Origin of the sequence: Streptomyces sp. D2-8 (genome assembly GCF_023184515.1) — a bacterium.
Taxonomy (GTDB): domain Bacteria; phylum Actinomycetota; class Actinomycetes; order Streptomycetales; family Streptomycetaceae; genus Streptomyces.
On sequence record NZ_JAAHBP010000003.1, the window covers coordinates 1 to 20,943 of the forward strand.

15 protein-coding genes and 1 pseudogene are annotated in these 20,943 nt (G+C 71.3%); 5 read left to right on the plus strand and 11 right to left on the minus strand.

The window, feature by feature from the left end:
• Positions 1–128 precede the first annotated feature (128 nt).
• Positions 129–1,850 carry a glycoside hydrolase family 6 protein gene (locus G3I77_RS06410; protein WP_248501616.1) on the plus strand — a complete coding sequence of 574 codons (1,722 nt, stop codon included), beginning with the start codon at positions 129–131 and terminating at the stop codon, positions 1,848–1,850.
• 149 nt (positions 1,851–1,999) lie between these two features.
• A complete protein-coding gene (locus G3I77_RS06415) occupies positions 2,000–2,893 on the plus strand; it encodes a trans-aconitate 2-methyltransferase (protein ID WP_248501617.1) in 894 nt (297 codons plus the stop codon).
• A gap of 375 nt (positions 2,894–3,268) precedes the next feature.
• On the opposite strand, the gene G3I77_RS06420 is transcribed toward G3I77_RS06415, so the two are convergent.
• The 3 genes from G3I77_RS06420 to G3I77_RS06430 all read right to left on the minus strand — a co-directional run bounded on the left by G3I77_RS06420 (position 3,269) and on the right by G3I77_RS06430 (position 7,248).
• A complete protein-coding gene (locus G3I77_RS06420) occupies positions 3,269–4,060 on the minus strand; it encodes an aldo/keto reductase (RefSeq protein WP_248502577.1) in 792 nt (263 codons plus the stop codon).
• Positions 4,061–4,218: 158 nt separating this feature from the next.
• A complete protein-coding gene (locus G3I77_RS06425) occupies positions 4,219–6,045 on the minus strand; it encodes a long-chain fatty acid--CoA ligase (RefSeq protein ID WP_248501618.1) in 1,827 nt (608 codons plus the stop codon).
• A 324-nt stretch (positions 6,046–6,369) separates the two neighbouring features.
• Positions 6,370–7,248, minus strand: coding sequence for a LysR substrate-binding domain-containing protein (locus G3I77_RS06430; RefSeq protein ID WP_248501619.1), 879 nt, complete (start codon positions 7,246–7,248; stop codon positions 6,370–6,372).
• A 161-nt stretch (positions 7,249–7,409) separates the two neighbouring features.
• On the opposite strand from G3I77_RS06430, the gene G3I77_RS06435 reads away from it, so the two are divergent.
• Positions 7,410–8,420 (plus strand): bile acid:sodium symporter family protein, encoded by a 1,011-nt coding sequence (locus G3I77_RS06435; RefSeq protein WP_248501620.1) that lies wholly within the window; start codon positions 7,410–7,412, stop codon positions 8,418–8,420.
• On the opposite strand, the gene G3I77_RS06440 is transcribed toward G3I77_RS06435, so the two are convergent.
• The 3 genes from G3I77_RS06440 to G3I77_RS06450 form a co-directional block, all read right to left on the minus strand.
• On the minus strand, positions 8,356–9,591 hold the full coding sequence (locus tag G3I77_RS06440) for a DUF4185 domain-containing protein (RefSeq protein ID WP_248501621.1): 1,236 nt from the start codon (positions 9,589–9,591) through the stop codon (positions 8,356–8,358). The two genes, G3I77_RS06435 and G3I77_RS06440, sit on opposite strands and share 65 nt — an antisense overlap.
• An 11-nt stretch (positions 9,592–9,602) precedes the next feature.
• On the minus strand, positions 9,603–11,474 hold the full coding sequence (locus tag G3I77_RS06445) for an exo-alpha-sialidase (RefSeq protein ID WP_248501622.1): 1,872 nt from the start codon (positions 11,472–11,474) through the stop codon (positions 9,603–9,605).
• 131 nt (positions 11,475–11,605) lie between these two features.
• On the minus strand, positions 11,606–12,526 hold the full coding sequence (locus G3I77_RS06450) for a zinc-binding dehydrogenase (RefSeq protein ID WP_248501623.1): 921 nt from the start codon (positions 12,524–12,526) through the stop codon (positions 11,606–11,608).
• 103 nt (positions 12,527–12,629) lie between these two features.
• Between G3I77_RS06450 and G3I77_RS06455 the strand changes: the two genes are divergently transcribed.
• Positions 12,630–13,067, plus strand: coding sequence for a MarR family winged helix-turn-helix transcriptional regulator (locus G3I77_RS06455; protein ID WP_248501624.1), 438 nt, complete (start codon positions 12,630–12,632; stop codon positions 13,065–13,067).
• Positions 13,068–13,159: 92 nt separating this feature from the next.
• Here G3I77_RS06455 and fdhD read toward each other — a convergent pair whose 3' ends face one another.
• The 5 genes from fdhD to G3I77_RS06480 are packed head-to-tail and all read right to left on the minus strand — an operon-like array spanning position 13,160 to position 19,596.
• Positions 13,160–14,008: a formate dehydrogenase accessory sulfurtransferase FdhD gene (gene fdhD, locus G3I77_RS06460; protein ID WP_248501625.1), complete on the minus strand. Its 849-nt coding sequence runs from the start codon at positions 14,006–14,008 to the stop codon at positions 13,160–13,162.
• A 7-nt stretch (positions 14,009–14,015) separates the two neighbouring features.
• The gene (locus tag G3I77_RS06465) at positions 14,016–14,876 is read right to left on the minus strand and encodes a 2Fe-2S iron-sulfur cluster-binding protein (RefSeq protein WP_248501626.1); all 861 of its coding nucleotides are present in this window, start codon (positions 14,874–14,876) and stop codon (positions 14,016–14,018) included.
• Complete coding sequence (locus G3I77_RS06470; RefSeq protein WP_248501627.1) at positions 14,873–16,696, minus strand: NADH-ubiquinone oxidoreductase-F iron-sulfur binding region domain-containing protein; 1,824 nt, start codon at positions 16,694–16,696, stop codon at positions 14,873–14,875. Before G3I77_RS06470 ends, G3I77_RS06465 begins: the two co-directional genes overlap by 4 nt.
• Positions 16,697–16,702: 6 nt before the next feature.
• The gene (locus G3I77_RS06475) at positions 16,703–18,628 is read right to left on the minus strand and encodes a molybdopterin oxidoreductase family protein (RefSeq protein WP_248501628.1); all 1,926 of its coding nucleotides are present in this window, start codon (positions 18,626–18,628) and stop codon (positions 16,703–16,705) included.
• Entirely contained in the window at positions 18,625–19,596 is a 972-nt protein-coding gene (locus tag G3I77_RS06480) for a 2-dehydropantoate 2-reductase (protein ID WP_248501629.1), read from the minus strand. Before G3I77_RS06480 ends, G3I77_RS06475 begins: the two co-directional genes overlap by 4 nt.
• A 234-nt stretch (positions 19,597–19,830) precedes the next feature.
• Here G3I77_RS06480 and G3I77_RS06485 point away from each other — a divergent pair.
• Positions 19,831–20,756 (plus strand): annotated as a pseudogene (locus G3I77_RS06485) (OFA family MFS transporter); the annotation flags it as partial.
• Between the last annotated feature and the right edge of the window lie 187 nt (positions 20,757–20,943).

Consider the following 20,943-nt stretch of genomic DNA (forward strand, 5'->3'; position numbering starts at 1 on the left):
CCAGGACCGGGACGGCCTGCCGGCTCGAAGAACAAGCACAGGGCCAGGCACCACGACGTTGGCAAGACAGCCAAACGCGCTGAATCGATCAAGGAGCACCGAGCTCAGCGAGGATAAACGCCAAGCTCATGAGCCGTACGAGAACCGCGTTACTGGCCGCCATGGCCCTGGTCGCCGGCGCGACCGGCACCGCGTTCGCCGTCGACCCGGGCGGCGCCGGCATCGCCGCCGTCCCCTGCACCGTCGACTACAAGATCCAGAACGAGTGGAGCACCGGCTTCACCGCCGCCGTGACCGTCACCAACAACAGCGCCGCCAAGTCGTCGTGGTCGCTGAAGTGGTCGTACGCCGGGAACCAGAAGGTCACCAGCGGCTGGAACGCCAAGCTCAGCCAGAGCGGCGCCGCCGTCACCGCCGCCAACGAGAGCTACAACGCCCAGCTGGCGACCGGCGGTTCGGTCAGCTTCGGCTTCCAGGGCAGCTACAGCGGCAGCAACGCGATCCCGGCCACCTTCACCCTCGACGGCGTGACCTGCAACGTCGACGACGGCGGCCCCGGCGGCCCCACGGATCCGCCGGACCCGGGCGGCCCCGCCAACCGGGTGAACAACCCCTACGAGGGCGCCAAGGTGTACGTGAACCCGGAGTGGTCCGCGAAGGCCGCCGCCGAGCCGGGCGGCAGCCGCGTCGCCAATCAGCCGACGGGTGTCTGGCTGGACCGGACCGCGGCCATCAACGGCGCGGGCGGCAAGATGGGCCTGCGCGCCCACCTCGACGAGGCACTGAGCCAGAAGGGCTCCGGCGAACTCGTCGTCCAGCTCGTCATCTACAACCTGCCCGGCCGGGACTGCTCCGCCCTCGCATCCAACGGCGAGATCGGCCCGACGGAGATCGACCGGTACAAGACGGAGTACATCGACCCGATCAAGGCGATCCTCGCCGATGCGAAGTACTCCTCGCTGCGGATCGTCACCACGGTCGAGATCGACTCGCTGCCGAATCTCGTCACCAACACCGGCAGCCGCCCGACGGCCGTCCCGCAGTGTGACGTGATGAAGGCCAACGGCAACTACGTCAAGGGTGTCGGCTACGCGCTCAACAAGCTCGGCGACGTGCCCAACGTCTACAACTACGTCGATGCCGGGCACCACGGCTGGATCGGCTGGGACGACAACTTCGGCCCCACCGCCACCATCATGAAGGAGGCGGCGACCGCCGAGGGCGCCACGGTGAACGACGTCCACGGCTTCATCACCAACACGGCGAACTACAGCGCCCTGAAGGAGAACAACTTCACCATCAACGACACCGTGGCCGGGAAGTCCGTCCGCGAGTCGAAGTGGGTCGACTGGAACCGCTACGTCGACGAGCTGTCCTATGCCCAGGCCTTCCGCAACCAGCTGGTCTCGACGGGCTTCAACTCGAACATCGGCATGCTGATCGACACCTCCCGCAACGGTTGGGGCGGCACCGCACGGCCCACCGGGCCGGGCGCGACGACCAGCGTCGACACGTACGTCGACGGCGGGCGCTACGACCGCCGCCTCAACGGCGGCAACTGGTGCAACCAGTCCGGAGCCGGTCTCGGCGAGCGCCCGCAGGCCGCCCCGGCGGCGGGGATCGACGCGTACGTGTGGATGAAGCCGCCGGGCGAGTCCGACGGGGCGAGCAAGGCGATCCCGAACGACGAGGGCAAGGGCTTCGACCGCATGTGCGACCCGACCTACACGGGCAACCCGCGCAACAACAACAACATGTCCGGTGCCCTGGCGGACGCGCCGTTGTCCGGGCACTGGTTCTCCGCCCAGTTCCGGCAGCTGATGCAGAACGCGTACCCGCCGCTGTCGTGACCCGCTATTGCTGAACCGCTGAACCGCTGAACCGCTGATCCGCCGGGGGCTCGGGTGCCCCGGCGGATTTTGCGGGACCGGCAACAGCGGTGGCCTCCGCTCGGTGCGTCGGCGCACGCTGACCGCATCCGAGCGAGAGGCTGACCACCATGGCGCACGATCACGACCACGTTCACCGGCAGGGCCACGGCCACGACCACACCGACATCGACTGGGCGGCGATGGCCCCGATGCTGGAGTCCGAGGCGGAGCTGTTCGCGTCGCTGTACGAGCGGGCCCTGGCCTGGCTGGCGAAGGAGGTGACCGAACCGGGCCTGATCGTCGACGCGGGCAGCGGACCCGGCGTCGTGTCGTGCCTGTTCGCCGAGACCTTCCCGGGCGCCCGGATCGTGGCCGTGGACGGCTCCGAGCCGCTGCTGGAGCGAGCCCGAGCACGGGCGGAGCGTCAGGGGGTGGCCGACCGCTTCGGCACGGTCGCCGGTGAACTTCCTGACGTTCTGAGCGAGTTGGACTACCCGGCCGATCTGTTGTGGGCGAGCCGCACCCTGCACCACCTCGGCGACCAGCGGGCCGGGCTCGCCGCGTTCGCGGACCGGCTGGCGCCCGGCGGCACCCTGGCCGTCATGGAGGGCGGGCTGCCCGCACGGTTCCTCCCCCGCGACATCGGCATCGGCCGCCCCGGGCTCCAGGCACGCATGGACGCGCTGCAGGAGGAGTGGTTCACGAAGATGCGGCAGGACCTCCAGGGCCATGTCGCCGAGCCGGAGAACTGGCCCGCCCTGCTGTCCGCCGCGGGCCTGAAGCACACCAGGACGCACAGCTTCCTCCTGGATCTCCCCGCCCCGGCCCCGGACCGCGCCCGCGCCCACGTCGTCGACTCCCTGACCCGCTTCCGCGACACCCTCGCGGAGGGCCTCGACCACGACGACCGCACCACCCTCGACCGCCTCCTCGACCCCGGCGACCGGGCGAGCGTGCACCACCGCCAGGACGTGTTCGTGCTGGCGGCCCACACCGTGCACACGGCGGTCCGGCCCGCCTAGGGCCTGTCGTTTGGATCAGGCCGCAGACGCGGGGCCTGGCACGCGCCTCTGCCGCGTTGTCGTCGGTTGCCGACTCCCCCAAGCTCTCGACTTCGCTCGAGCAGGGGGCACCCCCATCGCGTCGACGCCCTCCTCCGCCTTGCAGAGACACGCACCAGACCCCGCTCACCGGCGTTGGACAGCACCGTCGCCTCCCTGCGACCTGATCCAAACGACAGACCCCAGCTCCAAGCCCCTTGACTTCGAGACCGCTTCAACTGATGGACTCCCCGGCACCACATATCCGGCCGTATCTCGGTCTGCGGGGGAGGGGACGACAGCGCCCCGGCCCGGGCCCCGCGAGGGGGCTCCGGACCGGGGCGCTGCCGGTGCGGCTCAGGCTCCGTTGAACTCCGCCGGGTCCGGGCCGAGACGCCGGTCCTCGTTCAGGGCGCTGATCGCCGCGAGGTCCTCGTCGTCGAGGCTGAAGTCGAACACCTCGATGTTCTCCTTGATCCGCGACGGCGTCACGGACTTCGGGATCACCACATTGCCCAGCTGGAGGTGCCAGCGCAGCACGACCTGGGCCGGGGTGCGGTCGTGCTTGCGGGCGATGGCCACGATCGCCGGGACCTCCAGCAGGCCCTTGCCCTGGCCGAGCGGCGACCAGGCCTCCGTGGCGATGCCCTGCTTCGCGTGGTACTCGCGGGGGGCTTCCTGCTGCAGGTGCGGGTGCAGCTCGATCTGGTTCACCGCCGGGACGACCGACGTCTCGCCGATCAGCTTCTCCAGGTGCTCGGGAAGGAAGTTGGAGACACCGATGGCCCGGATCCGGCCGTCGGCGTGCAGCTTCTCGAACGCCTTGTAGGTGTCGACGTACAGACCCCGCTCCGGCGTCGGCCAGTGGATCAGGTACAGGTCGACGTAGTCCAGGCCGAGCTTCTCCAGCGACGTGTCGAAGGCGCGCAGCGTGGAGTCGTACCCCTGGTCGGCGTTCCAGAGCTTCGTGGTGACGAAGAGCTCCTCGCGGGGGAGCCCGGCGGCGGCGATGGCCTTGCCGGTGCCCTCCTCGTTGCCGTAGATCGCCGCTGTGTCGATGCTGCGGTACCCGGCCTCCAGCGCCGCCGCGACGGCCGTCTCGGCCTCGTCGTCCGGCACCTGCCAGACGCCGAATCCCAGCTGGGGCATCTCGACGCCGTTGTTCAGGATGATCGGGGGGACCTTGCTCACGAGCTCTCGATCCTTCGGTAAGTGGTCAGGTGTACTTCCCATCGTCAACGATCACGGGCGGTGATGCATTCCTGACGGGAGAATTCCGAAGCCACACATGCCCCGCGGGGTGGACGTCACGCCCGGTAGAGCGCCTCGACCTCGTTCTCGTACGCCTTCTCGATGGCCTTCCGCTTCAGCTTCAGGGACGGGGTCAGCAACCCGTGCTCCTCCGTGAACGGCTGGGCCAGTATGCGGAAGGTGCGGATCGACTCGGCCTGCGATACGAGGGTGTTGGCGGCGACCACCGCGCGGCGTACCTCCGTCTCCAGATCCGCGTCGCGCACCAGCTCCGCCGGGGACATCTGCGGCTTGGCCCGCATGGCCAGCCAGTGCTCCACGGCCTCCTGGTCGAGGGTGACCAGGGCGGCGATGTACGGCCGGTCGTTGCCGACGAGGATGCACTGGTTGACGAGCGGGTGGTCCCGGACGCGTTCCTCCAGCACACCGGGTGAAACGCTCTTCCCGCCGGAAGTGACCAGGATCTCCTTCTTGCGGCCGGTGATGGTGAGGAAGCCGTCCTCGTCCAGCGAGCCGAGGTCGCCGGTGGCGAGCCAGCCGTCGTGCAGGCTCTCGTCGGTGGCCTTGGGGTTGTTGAGGTAGCCGTGGAAGACGTTCTCGCCGTGCAGCCAGATCTCGCCGTCGTCCGCGATGTGCACGGTCATTCCGGGGATGGGCTGCCCGACCGTGCCGAAGCGGGTGCGCCCGGGCGGGTTCGCGGTCGCGGCGGCCGTGGACTCCGTCAGGCCGTAGCCCTCGTAGATGTGCACGCCCGCCCCGGCGAAGAACAGCCCGAGCCGGCGGTCCATCGCCGAGCCGCCGGACATGGCGTGCTTGATGCGGCCGCCCATCGCGGCGCGGATCTTGGCGTAGACGAGCTTGTCGAACAACTGGTGCTGCATGCGCAGACCCGCCGACGGGCCGGGGCCGATGCCCCAGGCCTTGGCCTCCATCGCGTCCGCGTACTTGATCGCGATGTCGACGGCCTTCTCGAAGGGCCCGGAGCGGCCCTCCTTCTCGGCCTTGCGGCGGGCCGCGTTGAACACCTTCTCGAAGATGTACGGCACGGCCAGGAAGAACGTCGGTTTGAACGCGGCCAGATCCGGCAGCAGGGCCGCCGCGTTCAACTGCGGCTGATGGCCGAACTTCACCTTGCCGCGGATCCCCGCGACCTGGACCATCCGCCCGAAGACGTGCGCGAGCGGCAGGAACAGCAGGGTCGCCGCCTCGTCGCCGCGCTTGGAGTGGAACACCGGCTCCCAGCGCTCGATGACGGTGTCGGCCTCGTACATGAAGTTGCCGTGCGTGAGGACACAGCCCTTGGGGCGGCCGGTGGTGCCCGAGGTGTAGATGATCGTGGCGACCGAGTCCGGCGTGACGGCCTGCCGGTGGCGGTGTACCACCTCGTCGTCGAGGTGCGCGCCCGCGTCGTACAGCTCGTGCACGGCGCCGGAGTCGAGCTGCCACAGCCGGCGCAGCCGGGGCAGCCGGTCGATGACGGTGGCGATCGTCATCGCGTGGTCCTCGTGCTCCACGACCGCGGCCGTCACCTCGGCGTCGTACAGCATCCAGAAGCACTGCTCGGCCGAGGACGTCGGATAGACCGGCACGACCTGGGCGCCGATCGTCCACAGCGCGTAGTCGAACAGGGTCCACTCGTAGCGCGTACGGGACATGATCGCGACCCGGTCGCCGAACCGGATGCCGCTCGCCAGCAGCCCTTTGGCCAGGGCGAGCACCTCGTCACGGAACTCGGCGCTGGTGACGTCCCGCCACTGGCCGGACTCGTCCTTGCGGCCCAGCGCGATGTGCAGCGGGTCCTCCTGGGCATGCTCGAAGACCACGTCGGCCAGACCGCCCACCGGAGGTGCCAACGCCAACGGAGGGTTGGTGAACTCGCGCAAACCCCGCTCCCCGTTCCTCAGCGCTCTTGTCGAGTGACGCCCCGCACAGCGCCGTGAAAGCTACCCCACCCGGCCAGGGGGCGGGAGGGGGTACGAAGGCGAGCACCGCTCTTGTATGCGCTGGTCAGCGAGGGAAAAAGCGCTCACATGGGGAAGGGTCGGACACAATCCTGACGGTTGAGTAAGTTTCGGTGCCGTAATCTCCACCGAATCTGTACGAGTCCAGCTGCGGTGCCATGCGCCTTCGAGCGGGGCCCCTTCTGTCAGCGGGGCGGCGGCGGATTCTGTCACTCCGCTTCCGTCGGGCGCGACTGATCGGGCAGCTCACAGCCCCTTGCGCGCGCTGCGGTGCAGTCGGTCCCCGCCCGCCAGGATCGCCGCCGCCAGGGCGTCCGCCGCGCCCTGGGCGGAGGGCCGGCGCCGGCCGTGCACCAGGACGAAGTCGACCTGCCCCAGTTCCGGCAGCCCCGCCCGGTCCGGGACCCGGACCAGTCCCGGCGGGATGAGGCCGCGGGAGTGGGCCATCACGCCGAGACCGGCCCGGGCCGCCGCGACGAGGCCGTTGAGGCTGCCGCTGGTGCACACCACGCGCCACTCGCGGCCCTGCCGTTCCAGGGCCTCCAGGGCGAGCGCGCGGGTGATGCCCGGCGGCGGGTAGACGATGAGCGGCACCGGGCGGTCCGGGTCGAGCCGCAGGCGTTCCATGCCGATCCACACCAGCCGGTCGTGCCGGACCAGCTCGCCCCGCGGGTCCTCGGGCCGCCGCTTGGCCAGGACGAGGTCCAGCTTCCCGGCGGCCAGCTGCTCGTGCAGCGTGCCCGACAGCTCGACCGTCAGCTCCAGGTCGACCTCCGGGTGCTCGTGTCGGAAGCCCTCCAGGATCTCGGGCAGCCGGGTCAGCACGAAGTCCTCCGAGGCGCCGAAGCGCAGCCGGCCGCGCAGCCGCGTGCCCGCGAAGAAGGCCGCCGCCTGCTCGTGCACCTCCAGGATTCGGCGCGCGAAGCCGAGCATGGCCTCGCCGTCCTCCGTCATCTCCACCGAGTGCGTGTCCCGGGTGAACAGCGTCCGCCCGGCGGCGTCCTCCAGCCGCCGCACGTGCTGGCTGACCGTCGACTGCCGCAGCCCGAGCCGCCGCGCGGCCTGCGTGAAGCTCAGTGTCTGCGCCACCGACAGGAACGTGCGCAGATGCGACGGGTCGTACATGACCCCCACGTTATCGCGAATCGCGATGACAGTGAGAGTCGTATACCGGATTCCCGATCGCCGGGTCGGAGAGCAGGATGGAAGGGGGCCGCTGCGGCCCCGGACCGACCGAAGTACCAAGCAAGTGGAGCACCGTGAAACGCCTGCACTGGCCGAGTTGGATGCCGATCGACCCCTACATCCTGCTGCTTCTCGGGACGGTGGGCCTCGCCGCACTGTTCCCGGCGCGCGGGTCGGCCGCCGATGTCGCCTCCGGTGCCTCCACGGCGGCGGTCGCCCTTCTCTTCTTCCTGTACGGCGCCCGGCTGTCCACCCGTGAGGCGCTCGACGGCCTGCGGCACTGGAGGCTCCACGTCACGGTCCTGGCCTGCACCTTCCTCGTCTTCCCGCTGCTCGGGCTCGCGGCCCGCGGGCTGGTGCCGGTGATCCTGACGCACCCGCTCTACCAGGGCCTGCTCTTCCTGACGCTCGTCCCCTCGACCGTCCAGTCGTCGATCGCCTTCACCTCGATGGCCCGCGGCAACGTGCCCGCCGCGATCTGCGCGGGCTCCTTCTCCTCCCTCGTCGGCATCATCGCCACCCCCCTGCTCGCGGCCTCGCTGCTCGGCAGCGGCGGCGGCTTCTCCGCCGGCTCGCTGCTGAAGATCGTGCTGCAACTGCTCGTGCCGTTCCTCGCCGGGCAGCTGCTGCGCCGCTGGATCGGCAGCTTCGTCGCGCGCCACAGGAAGGTCCTCGGGCTCGTGGACCGCGGCTCGATCCTGCTCGTCGTCTACACCGCGTTCAGCGCGGGCATGGTGCAGGGCATCTGGCACCAGGTCAGCCCCGCCCGGCTGGGCGGGCTGTTCGCCGTCGAGGCGGTGATCCTCGCCGTGATGCTCCTGCTGACCTGGTACGGCGGAAAGGCGCTGCGCTTCGGCCGCGCGGACCGGATCGCGATCCAGTTCGCGGGCTCGAAGAAGTCCCTGGCCGCCGGGCTGCCCATGGCCAGCGTCCTGTTCGGGGCGCAGGCGGCGCTCGCCGTGCTGCCGCTGATGCTCTTCCACCAGATGCAGCTGATCGTGTGCGCGGTGATCGCCAAGCGGCGCGCGCAGGACCCGGTGCCGGAGGTCAGCGAGCCGGAGCGAGCCGCAGCGTCACGAACCGCGGCCGGTACAGGGACACGTTCCGGCTGAGCTGGGCGGCGGCACCCGTCGTCTCCAGCCAGTTGACGTCGTAGCTCAGGACGAGCCGCCCGTCGCCGCTCAGCACCGGATGCGCCTGCGGGTTGTAGGCGGCCACCTGCCCCTGCGGCAACGGCGGGCTGAACTCCTTCGCCGGCCCGTGCCACGGCCCGGCGGGCGAGCAGGCCCAGTAGGACGCCACGGTGGTCAGCCCCTTCGGGCCGGCTGCCATCGTGAACAGCACGTACGTGCCGCCGTTCCGGACGACCGAGAACGCGCTGCCCACGCCCTTGCGCCGACCGTCCCCGAGCACCGGCCGGGGGCGGGCGCCGGGCACCCATGCCGAGCCGCTCCAGTACTGCCAGGCCGCCGGATCCGCGAGCCCGCCCTCCGGTACGCGGGCCGCGTACGCGTGCGAGGCGGGGCGGGAGGCGGCCCGGCCGTCGTCGCCGCCGAACACATAGGTCCAGCCGTCCTCCTCGACCAGCGTCGTGCCGAACAGCACGCGCCGGGACGGGTCGGGGACCAGCTGCTGGTCGAGCACCTTGACGATCGACTCCAGGCGCAGGCCGGGCAGCGACAGGGTGGCGACCTCGGTGGCGGTGGGCACGCCGTAGATCCAGGGGGCCTGCCCCGCCGTGCGCACCCACAGCAGCACCCGGACGACCTGCTCCGAGGAGCCGGGGGAGCGGGGTTCGACGCGGGCGGCGACCGGCCAGCGCCACTGGTTCGGAGCCGGGTCGGCGAACAGCGGGGCGGGCAGGGTGCTGTCGAGCCGGCCGTCGCGCATCAGCACGGCCGAGTTGCGCACCAGCGGTGTGGTGGCGTCCCGCCAGGCGTAGGACTCGCCGTGCGGGTTGGGCGGGCCGTACACCCGGCCCAGGTAGGTGTCCGAGAACAGCCACAGCACCCGGCCGTCCGGCAGCCGCACCGAGTGGGTTCCGTCGCCGCCGGTCCAGTCGTCCGTGCGGCTCGCGTCGTCGCCGTAGCGGGCGAACTCGGCGGTGAGGCCCTCGTCCGCCTTCCAGGAGCCGACCGTGAGCGCCTCACAGCCGCGGTCGTCGTCCGAACCGTCGTCCGGCAGGGCGATGAGCAGCGCGGCGCCGAGAACCAGGACCAGCAGCAGGCCGATCCCGGTTCCCGTGCGCTGTCGTGCTCGTGCTTCTCCTGAGTCGTCGGGCACGTTCCGTGACGTTAGTTGCTGCCGCTCACCTGGTCCATGGGCAGCCACAGCACCGTGCCCCGGGAGGCCGCGCCCGAGGCGCCGGAGGCCAACTCCCGGTCGCTCAGGGCCCGGTTCCACACGCGGACGTCGTCGATCGCCCCGGTCAGGAACGCCCGGCTGTCCATGCGCTGGCCGATGTGCACGCCGAACGGGGAGTTGCGGCTGACCGAGCCCGGCACGTCAGCGGTGCCGATCGCCTCGCCGTCGAGGAAGAGCGTCAGCCGCCCTCCGCCGCGGCGCAGCGCCAGGTGATGCCAACGGCCGTCGTTGCGGGCGCCGTCGGTCCAGACCGAGGCCGACCTGACGGTCGTCGCGCCCGACCTGGTGGTGATCAGTCCCCGGACCCGGTCGCTCGCCGGTTCCCCGCGCAGCCAGATCTGCGGCTGGGTGCTGCCGATGCCGCCCATCCACAGGAAGGGCTGCTCGCCGCTCGTGGCCGTGTAGCGGAAGTGCAGCGAGGCCGTGAAGTCCCCCTCGCCGAGCGGTAGCCGGGATCGGTAGGGCAGGCGTACGGCGTCGTCGGTGCCGTCGAAGGACAGCGCGCCGCCGCGGACACCGGCCGTCCGCCCGGCACCGCCGAGCACGGCCGCGGGCCTGGCGCCCGGCGCCGCGTCGCGCGTGGTCGGGTCGGCGCCCCGGCGCGGCTTCAGCCAGTCCTCGGTGAAGCGGGCGAAGCGGATCTCGTCGCGTGCGTCGACCGCGCCGCCCTCGTACAGCAGGCCCACCGTCGTGCCGTCGACGGCCGCCATGTCGGAGTAGCCGGACCAGTCCGTGGTGACGACCGTGCCCCGGTCCACGCTCTCCCAGGTGTGCCCGCCGTCGTAGGAGGAGCGGACCATCATCGTCCGGCGGCGGTCGGGGTCGGCCGGGGCGGACAGCAGCATCCGGCCGCCGAGGCGCAGGGTCGCGCCCTGGACCTGCGGGGTGTACAGGTCCGGGAGGTCGCGGAAGGGCGTGGCGAAGCTGTCGCCGCCGTCCGGGCTGAGGGTCTGGGAGCGGTGGCCCAGGTCGGTGCCGTCCTGCTCCCGGCCGCTGACGAGGAGGGAGCCGTCGACGCGTTCGGTGAGCGTCACCTCGGACGGTTTCTGCCGGAAGGTGCCGTCCTGCGCTATGGGCCAGGTGTCCGTGGCGCCGACCCGCCAGGAGTCGCCGCCGTCGTCGCTGACGATGAGGGCCGCGTGGTTGGCGGAGACCCGGCTGCCGTTCCACGTCTCGGTGTTGACGCCGAACACGAGCCGCCCGGGGTGCTTGCCGCGGGTCAGCTGGATGCCGTGCACGGGACCGGTGGCGTACCAGGAGTTCCAGTGCTCGGGCAGGATCTCGTCGCTCAGGTCGCGCGGCTCGGACCAGGTCCGGCCGTCGTCGTCGCTGTACTGCAGGTGCGGGGTGCGGTCGCAGGGGATGGAGCAGTTCCCGGCGTCCGTGCGTCCGGTGTTGTACGTCTCGGCCAGCAGGATCCGGCCGGTCGTGCGGTCCACGAGGGGCGCGGGGTTGCCGTGTGTGTCGCCCGAGCCCTCGGTGACGACCCGGAGCGGCCCCCAGGTGCGGCCGCCGTCGGTGGAGCGCTTGACGACGATGTCGATGTCGGCGGCGTCACCGCAGTTGAGGACGCGGCCCTCGGCGAAGGCGAGCAGCGTGCCGCTGGTGGTGCGCACGATCGCCGGAATCCGGAAGCAGGCGTAGCCCGGGTCCTGGGACGCCTTGAAGAGCACCTGTTGTTCCAACTCCGCCAAGGGAGTGCCGGGTTGGCTGTGCGCCGCGGCGGTGGGCGCGAGCAGTGCCCCGGCGGCGACAGCGGCTGTCAGGGTGGATCTCAGGCGTGCGCGAAGACCTGACGGCATGGTCGACCTGCCCTTCATGCGTCTGTCGGCTGGACCACCGGGGCATGGGCACAGACATTCGGACATCCCACGTCCAATGTGTGGGCCACAGACGGTACTTGGGTTCTCGGACCCCCCACAAGAAGCGTGCGTCAGGGGATCAGCACGACCTTGCCCAGGTTGGACCGCCCCTCGATCTCCCCGTGCGCCTTGGCCGCGTCCTCCAGGGCGAACTCCCCGTGGACGGCGGGCCTGAGCTCTCCCGCCGCGAACAGCCGCCACAGTTCCTCGCGCCACTGCTCGTACAACTCCGGCTTCCCGCGGGCGATACGGGCCATCTGGAACCCGATCACCGACTTGGCCCCCACGAGCAGGTCGTACGCCTGGATGGTGCCGCCGCCCGAGCTGTACGCCACCAGGCGTCCCTCCGGGGCGAGGGCGGCGAGGGCCGGGGTGAGCAGCTCGCCGCCGACCGCGTCCAGGGCGTAGTCGACCGGGGTGCCCCAGCTGTCGTCGTCGTACGTGATGACGTGGTGGTCGGCGCCGAGGCCCCGGACGAAGTCGGCCTTGGCCGGGTCGGAGACGGCTCCCACGACCCGTCCGGCGCCGCGCGTCCTGGCCAGCTGCACGGCCAGATGGCCGACCCCGCTCGCGGCGGCGGTGACCAGGGCCGACTCGCCCGGCTCGGGGCGAGCCGCCTCCAGGGCGCCGAGGGCGACCAGGCCGCTGCGGACCAGGGCGACCGCGTCGACGGCGCTCGCGCCGGGCGGGACCGGGGAGGCCATGGCCTCGTGCAGCAGCGCGAAGTCTGCGTAGCCGTGGCCGAAGCAGAGCCCGGTCACCCGGTCGCCGGTGCCGAAGCGGGTGATGCCCTCGCCGGCGGCCACGACCTCGCCGGCGATCTCACCGCCGAGCGGGCCGGGCTCGGCCGCCTCGGTGACCTTGCGTACGGCCGGGAGCGTGACGCCGATCGCCTCCGTGCGCACGAGCAGCTCTCCCGGGCCGGGCTCGGGGAGCAGTGCCTCCTCCACGAACAGGGGGCCGCCTCGGGATTCGTAGCGGACGCGGCGCATCGGACCTCCGGGGTCGTTGGTGATCCCAACGAATTCGTTGGGATCACCAACGGTATAGTACGATCATAGGAAGGACCAATGATTTCTTGGTTAGGCTGCGGTCATGTCGGAAGCCCCCCTCCCCGCGATCCGTTCCCTGCCCAGCTGGCTGCTCGGCCGCGCCGCCGCCCGGGGCCGGGCCCTGGTGGCCGAGGCGCTGGCCGAGGAGGACATGCGGATGTGGCATCACGTGGTGCTGTCCGCCGTCCGCGACCTCGGCCCCGTCGCCCAGGCCGACCTCGGCCGCGGGGTCGGCCTGGACCCGAAGGACCTGGTCGGCGTCCTCAACGACCTCCAGTCGGCCGGCCTGGTGGTACGCGAGCCGGATCCGAGGGACCGCCGCAAGAACGCGGTGTCCCTCACCGCGCGGGGAGCACGGCTGCTGAAGCGCTGCGAGAAGGCGGCCCGCGCGGCCAACGACGAACTGCTCGCGCCGCTGTCGGCGGCCGAGCGGGAGCAGTTCACCGGGATGCTGCGACGGATATCCGGCACGGCCGGCTGAAGCCGCGGGACAGGGCTGAGACGGGGCCCCTGCGGCGCAGGGGGCGCTCCCCGCCGGTCGGGGCCCCGCCGCCGTGTCGCGGAGGAACCTGCTCAGCCCTGGGCGGCCGCGGCCCGCAGGACGATGCGGTCCTCACCCGCGTACACGTTCATGGAGCTGCCCCGCAGGAAGCCCACCAGCGTCAGGCCCGTCTCGACGGCCAGGTCCACCGCCAGCGACGACGGCGCCGACACGGCCGCCAGGACGGGGATGCCGGCCATCACGGCCTTCTGCGCCAGCTCGAAGGAGGCCCGGCCCGAGACGAGCAGGATCGCCCGGGACAGCGGCAGCTCCCCGTTCTGCAGGGCGCGGCCGACCAGCTTGTCGACCGCGTTGTGCCGGCCCACGTCCTCCCGGACGTCCAGCAGCTCGCCGTCTTCCGAGAACAGGGCCGCCGCGTGCAGGCCCCCGGTCCGGTCGAAGACCCGCTGGGCCGCGCGCAGCCGGTCGGGGAGGCTCGCGAGCAGCTCGGGGGAGACCCGGAGCGGGGGAGTGTCGGCGACGGTCCACCGGGCCGTGGTGCGCACCGCGTCCAGCGACGCCTTCCCGCACAGCCCGCAGGAGGACGTGGTGTAGACGTTGCGCTCCAGCGTGATGTCGGGGATCACCACGCCCGGGGCCGTCTTCACGTCGACCACGTTGTACGTGTTCGAGCCGTCGACCGTAGCCCCGGCGCAGTAGACGATGTTCTGCAGGTCCTGCTGCCCGGCCAGCACCCCCTCGCTCACCAGGAAGCCCGCCGCCAGCGCGAAGTCGTCGCCCGGGGTGCGCATGGTGATCGCCAGCGGCTTGCCGTTGAGCCGGATCTCCAGGGGTTCCTCGGCGACGAGCGTGTCCGGGCGGCTGGAGACCACCCCGTCCCGGATGCGGATCACCTTGCGTCGTTCCGTGACTCGTCCCATGTCCTGATCAGTCCCGGTTCTGTACGTGCTGGTAGCCGAAGCGGCCCTTGATGCAGAGGTTGCCGTGGGTCACCGGGTTGTCGTGCGGCGAGGTGACCTTCACGATCTCATTGTCCTGCACGTTCAGCGTCAGGTTGCAGCCCACTCCGCAGTACGCGCACACCGTGGTCGTCTCCGTCTGCCGCTCCTCGTCCCACGTACCGGCCGCGCGCATGTCGAACTCGGACTTGAAGGACAGCGCGCCCGTCGGGCACACCTCGATGCAGTTCCCGCAGTACACGCACGCCGAGTCGGTCAGCGGCGCGTCGTGCTCCACGGCGATCCGGGCGTCGAAGCCGCGCCCGGCGACCGAGATCGCGAAGGTGTTCTGCCACTGGTCACCGCAGGCGTCGACGCACTTGTAGCACAGGATGCACTTGTCGTAGTCGCGGACGTACAGGTCGTTGTCGACCTTCGGCTCCTCGTCCAGCCGTGCCGCGTCCGGGCCGAAGCGGTCCGGCTTCGCCTCGTACTCCTTCAGCCATCCGGCGACCTTCGGTGTCGTCGACAGGTCGACCGAGGACGCGAGGAGCTCCAGGACGACCTTGCGGCTGTGCCGGGCGCGCTCGGTGTCCGTGCGGACCTCCATGCCCGGCTCGGCCTTGCGGGAGCAGGCCGGGACGAGCGTCCTGGCCCCCTCGACCTCCACGACACAGACCCGGCAGGCGTTCTTGGGACGCAGGGTGTCGCCCTCGCACAGGGTCGGGATGTCCTTCCCGGCCGCCCGGCAGGCATCCAGGACGGTCGAGCCCTCGGGGACCCGGGCCTGTTTGCCGTCGATGGTGAACTCCAGCATGCGGCGCGGGATCCCCAGCGGTGTGACGGTCATTCGTACGCCCCCAGACGGTCGATGGCGGATTCCACGGCGTTCCACGCGGTCTGCCCGAGACCGCAGATCGAGGCGTCCCGCATGGCGCGGCCGACCTCCCGCAGCAGCGCGATGTCCCCGGCGGCGTCGGCACCGGTGCGCTCCGCGATCCGGTGCAGCGCCTCCTCCTGCCGCACCGTCCCGACCCGGCAGGGCACACACCGGCCGCACGACTCGTCCCGGAAGAACTCCGCGATGCGCAGCAGCAGCCGGGGCAGGGGCACGCTGTCGTCGAAGGCCATGACGACCCCCGAGCCGAGCGTCGTGCCCGCCTCCCGCGTCCCTTCGAAGGTGAGCGGGACGTCCAGCTCGTCGGCCCGTACGAAACCGCCGGCGGCCCCGCCGAGCAGCACCGCCCGCAGTCCTGCCCGCACTCCGGCCAGGGTGAGCACGTCTCCCAGCGTCGCGCCGAACGGCACCTCGTAGACACCGGGCCGCTCCACGCTCCCGGACACGCAGAACAGCTTCGGCCCGGTGGAGCGGCCGGTGCCGATCGCCGCGTACGCCGGGGCGCCCATGGTCAGGACCGGCAGGACGTTGACCAGCGTCTCCACGTTGTTCTCGACCGTCGGCTTGCCGAACAGGCCCTTCTCCACGGGGAACGGCGGCTTCGAGCGCGGCTCGCCCCGGTAGCCCTCGATGGAGTTGAACAGGGCCGTCTCCTCACCGCAGATGTAGGCGCCCGCGCCGCGCCGGATCTCGATGTCGAAGGAGTAGCCCTGGCCGAGGACGTCGTCGCCGAGCAGGCCCCGCGCGCGTGCCTGCGCGATCGCGTGCTCCAGCAGGTGCAGGGCGCGCGGGTACTCGCCGCGCAGATACAGGTAGCCCCGGTGGGCGCCGGTCGCGTACCCGGCGATCGTCATCGCCTCGACGAGCGCGTACGGGTCGCCCTCCATGAGGACCCGGTCCTTGAAGGTGCCCGGCTCGGACTCGTCGGCGTTGCAGACGAGGTAGTGCGGACGGTCGGGCTGGGACGCCGTGGCCTGCCACTTGCGGCCGGTGGGGAAGGCGGCGCCGCCGCGCCCGGCCAGGCCCGAGTCGGTGACCTCGCGGATGACCCCGGCCGGACCCAGCTCGAACGCCCGGCGCAAAGCGGCGTAACCGCCGTGGGCCCGGTAGTCGTCGAGGGACGACGGGTCGACCACGCCGACGCGGTGCAGCAGCATCAGACCGTCCCGCCCCGCCTGGGGCACCGCCAGTGCGGCCGGCGGCTCCTCGGGCGCGGAGCCGGGCGAGCTCGCGGCGAGCACGGCGTCCTGGACGGTCGCCGGCGCCGAGACCGCCGTACGGACCGGATCCCCGGCCTTGATCGCGAGCGCGGCCGGGGCGCGTTCGCACAGGCCCAGGCACGGGCCGCGCTCGACACGCACGCCGCTGCCGGGGCCCAGCCGCTCCTCGATCCCGGCGCACAGCTGAGGCGCCCCGGCCGCCGCGCACGCCAGGTCCGTGCACACGTGGAGCACGGTCGCCGGACGCGGCTCGACCGAGAACATGGCGTAGAAGGAGGCGACCCCGTACGCCTCCGCCGACGGCACCGTCAGCCGCCGGCACAGGTAGCCGAGGGCGCCGTCGCTGATCCAGCCGACCCGGTCGTTGATCGCGTGCAGCCCCGGCAGCAGCAGGTCGCGGCGGTCCCGGGCCTCGCGTCCGCCGCGGGCCCACCTGAGATCGGCATCGGAACGGTCGGCGCCCTCCCACGAGGACTCCGGAGGCCCGAGCAGGGCGTCCACGGCCGCCCGCTCCTCGTCCGTCGGCTTGCTGTCACCGAAGTGCAGGTCCACGTGCGTTCACCCCACGATGGTCGCGATGGGCAGCTTCTCGATCCGGATCGCCGACGCCTTGAACTCCGCCGTCCCCGCGATCGGGCAGTTCGCCTCGATCGTCAACTGGTTGGTGTCCACCTCGTCCGGGAAGTGCATGGTCATGAAGGCGAGGCCCGGCCGCAGCGCGGTGTCCACCCACACGGGCGCGGTCACCGACCCGCGCCGCGAGGTCACCTGGACGTGCTCGCCGACCACGACCCCGTAGCGCTCGGCGTCCTCCGGGCTCAGCTCGATGAACTCCCCGCGCCGCAGCGGCGAGGCGTAACCGCCGCTCTGCACACCGGTGTTGTACGAGTCGAGCCGCCGCCCCGTGGTGAGCCGGATCGGGTAGCGCTCGTCGGTGAGGTCCACGGGCGGGTCGTGCCGCACGATCCCGAACGGAGCGAGCGGGCCGCGCCTTTCGGGGTCGGTCTCCCACAACCGGCCGTGCAGATAGGTGGGTTCGATCCCGTCCGTGCTCGGGCAGGGCCACTGAATGCCCTGGTGCTCCTCCAGGCGCTCGTACGTCATGCCGTAGTGGTCGGGCGAGACGGAACGGAGCTCGTTCCAGACGGTCTCGGCGTCGGCGTACTTCCAGTCGTGGCCGAGGCGGGCCGCGAGGTCGCAGATGATGTCGATGTCCTCGCGGGCCTCGCCGGGCGGGGTGACGGCCTTGCGGACGCGCTGGACCCGCCGCTCGCTGTTGGTGGTGGTGCCGTCGGTCTCCGCCCAGCCGGCCGTGGCGGGCAGGACGACGTCCGCGAGTTCGGCCGTCTTCGTCAGGAAGATGTCCTGCACGACCAGGAAGTCCAGGGCCTTCAGCCGCCGCACGGCCTGCTCGCTGTCCGCCTCGGACTGGGCCGGGTTCTCTCCGATGCAGTAGACGGCCTTGAGTGTGCCGTCCTCCATCGCCTCGAACATCTCCGTGAGGTTCAGGCCGTAGTGGGGCCGGATCACGGTGTCCCAGGCCGACTCGAACTTCAGCCGGACGCTCGCGTCCAGGATGTCCTGGAACCCGGGCAGCCGGTTGGGGATCGCACCCATGTCACCGCCGCCCTGCACGTTGTTCTGCCCGCGCAGGGGCTGAAGGCCCGAGCCGTAGCGGCCGACGTGCCCGGTGAGCAGGGACAGGTTGATCAGGGCGCGGACGTTGTCGGTGCCGTTGTGGTGCTCGGTGATGCCGAGGGTCCAGCACAACTGGGCCCGTTCGGCCCGGGCGTAGGCGTGCGCCAGCTCGCGGATCGCCGCCGCCGGTACGCCCGTCACCTTCTCTGCGAGCGACAGCGTCCACGGCTCGACCAGGGCCCGGTACTCCTCGAAGCCGGTGGTCGCCCGCTCGATGAACGCTTCGTTCAAAAGCCCTGAATGGATGATTTCGCGGCCGATCGCGTGCGCCATCGGGATGTCCGTGCCGACGTTGAGCCCCATCCAGCTCTCCGCCCATTCGGCGGTCGAGGTCCGGCGCGGATCGACCGCGTACATCCGGGCGCCGTTCCTGATCCCCTTCAGCACGTGCTGGAAGAAGATCGGGTGCGCGAACCGGGCGTTGGAGCCCCACATCACGATGACGTCGGTGTGCTCGATCTCCTCGTACGACGATGTCCCGCCGCCCGAGCCGAACGCCGCCGACAGGCCCGCCACGCTCGGGGCGTGGCAGGTGCGGGTGCAGGAGTCGACGTTGTTGGTGCCCATGACGACCCGGGCGAACTTCTGCGCCACGTAGTTCATCTCGTTGGTGGCGCGGGCGCAGCTGAACATGCCGAAGGCGTCGCGGTTGCGCCCGAGGCCCAGGGCAGCCCGGTCCAGGGCCTCCTCCCAGGTGGCCTGCCGGAACGGCTTGTCGCGGGAGTCCCGGACGAGCGGGTGGGTGAGCCGGGTGTAGGTCTTGGGGGTCCGGTCGCGTTTCCTCATGCGGCGCTCCTCAGCGCGAGCAGGTCCGAGAGGGCGTGCACGGTGCGCAGGGTGGGCACCTCCACGCCGGTGATCTCCGCCAGCTCGACGACCGCCGCCAGCAGCACGTCGAGTTCGAGCGGCTTGCCGCGCTCCAGGTCCTGGAGCGTGGAGGTGCGGTGGTCGCCGACCCGCTCGGCACCGGCGAGCCGGCGCTCGATGGAGACACCGACCTCGCAGCCGAGGGCCCGGGCGACCGCCAGCGTCTCGGTCATCATGATCTCGATGACCTTGCGGGTGCCGCCGTGCAGGCACATCTGCCGCATGGTCGCGCGGGCCAGGGCGCTGATCGGGTTGAAGGAGATGTTGCCGAGCAGCTTGACCCAGATGTCGCTGCGCAGGTCCGGTTCGACCGGGCACTTCAGTCCGCCCGCCCGCATGGCCTCGCTGAAGGCGAGACAGCGGGCGGAGCGGCTCCGGTCGGGCTCGCCGACGGAGAACCGCGTGCCCTCCAAGTGCCGCACGATGCCCGGCCCTTCGAGTTCGGTCGCCGCGTAGACGACGCAGCCGACAGCCCGCTCGGGCGCGAGCACCGCACTGACCGCGCCGTCCGGGTCGACACTCTCGACACGGTGGCCGTCGTACGGGCCGCCGTGCCGGTGGAAGTACCACCAGGGGATGCCGTTCTGGGCCGCGACGACCGACGTCGTCCCGTGCAGCAAGGGCGCGATCAGCGGCCCGCACGCCGCGTACGCGTTGGCCTTCAGGCCCAGGAAGACATGGTCGACCGGGCCGACCTCGGCCGGGTCGTCGGTGGCGTGCGGGCGCGCGGTGAAGTCGCCGCGTGGGCTGCGCACCCGGACTCCGTGCTGCCTCATGGCCGCCAGATGCGGTCCACGGGCGATGAGATGTACCTCGGCGCCCGCGCGGTGGAGCGCGGCGCCGACGTAGGCGCCGATGGCACCGGCGCCGAGAACTGCGACTTTCACGGGAACACTCCGTTCGGTTTGAGGGATACCGCGGAGGTGGCTGCCGTCCGGCCGCCCACGGGTCGCGTATGGCTCGCGGACGGCTTGTGTCGACGAAATATTGTCTACAGTATGGAGGTTGGAGCGGCAAGGGTCCGTGCGCCGACCGTTCGGCGCATGCTGGATACCGCTCACCGCATACGGTCGACGCGCCGCCTTCTCAACTCCGTTGCGGATCCCTACCGTCCGGGGTTCATGAGTCCCCCAGTCGCGCCCCCGGGCTGGAGCCGCTGGCTCGTTCCGCCCGCCGCTCTCTCCGTACACCTCTCCATCGGCCAGGCCTACGCCTGGAGCGTGTTCAAGCCGCCCCTGGAGTCCGCGCTCGGCCTCAGCGGCACCCAGAGCGCGCTGCCCTTCCAGCTGGGCATCGTCATGCTGGGCCTGTCCGCCGCGTTCGGCGGCACACTCGTGGAGCGCAACGGCCCGCGCTGGGCGATGACCGTCGCCCCCTGGTCTGCTTCTCCTCCGGCTTCCTGCTCTCCGCGCTGGGCGCGTCCCTGGAGCAGTACTGGCTGATCGTGTTCGGCTACGGATTCGTCGGCGGCATCGGTCTCGGCATCGGCTACATCTCGCCCGTCTCCACGCTGATCAAGTGGTTCCCCGACCGGCCCGACATGGCCACCGGTATCGCCATCATGGGCTTCGGCGGCGGTGCGCTCATCGCCTCGCCGTGGTCGGCCCAGATGCTGGAGTCGTTCGGCGGCGACAGCTCCGGCATCGCGCTGGCCTTCCTGGTGCACGGGCTGTCGTACGCCGTCTTCATGTTGCTGGGCGTGGTCTTGGTCCGGGTTCCGCGTCATGCCCCCGGGGCGCGGGGAACTGCGCGACAAGCCCCCAGCGGCCCGCAGGTCTCCGCGAACCAGGCGCTGCGCACCCCGCAGTTCTGGTTGCTGTGGCTCGTGCTCTGCATGAACGTCACCGCCGGCATCGGCATCCTGGAGAAGGCCGCGCCGATGATCACGGACTTCTTCGCGGACACCTCCACCCCGGTGTCGGTGACGGCCGCCGCGGGCTTCGTCGCGCTGCTCTCGGCGGCGAACATGGCCGGCCGCACCGGCTGGACGTCGACGTCCGACCTCATCGGCCGCAAGAACATCTACCGCCTCTACCTGGCGGTTGGAGGAGATGTGCGCGAAGCGCGCCGGGATCATGATCCCGGCGCGCTTCGCGCACATCTCCTCCAACCGCCCGAGGAACCGTTTTCCACGGGACTTTGGACCCGGAACCCCACGAAGGGTCACTTTGTGTAACCGTCGGAATCCGTAGGTGAGGTGATTCAGCAAGTGCCAGAGGCACCGCAGTCACGGG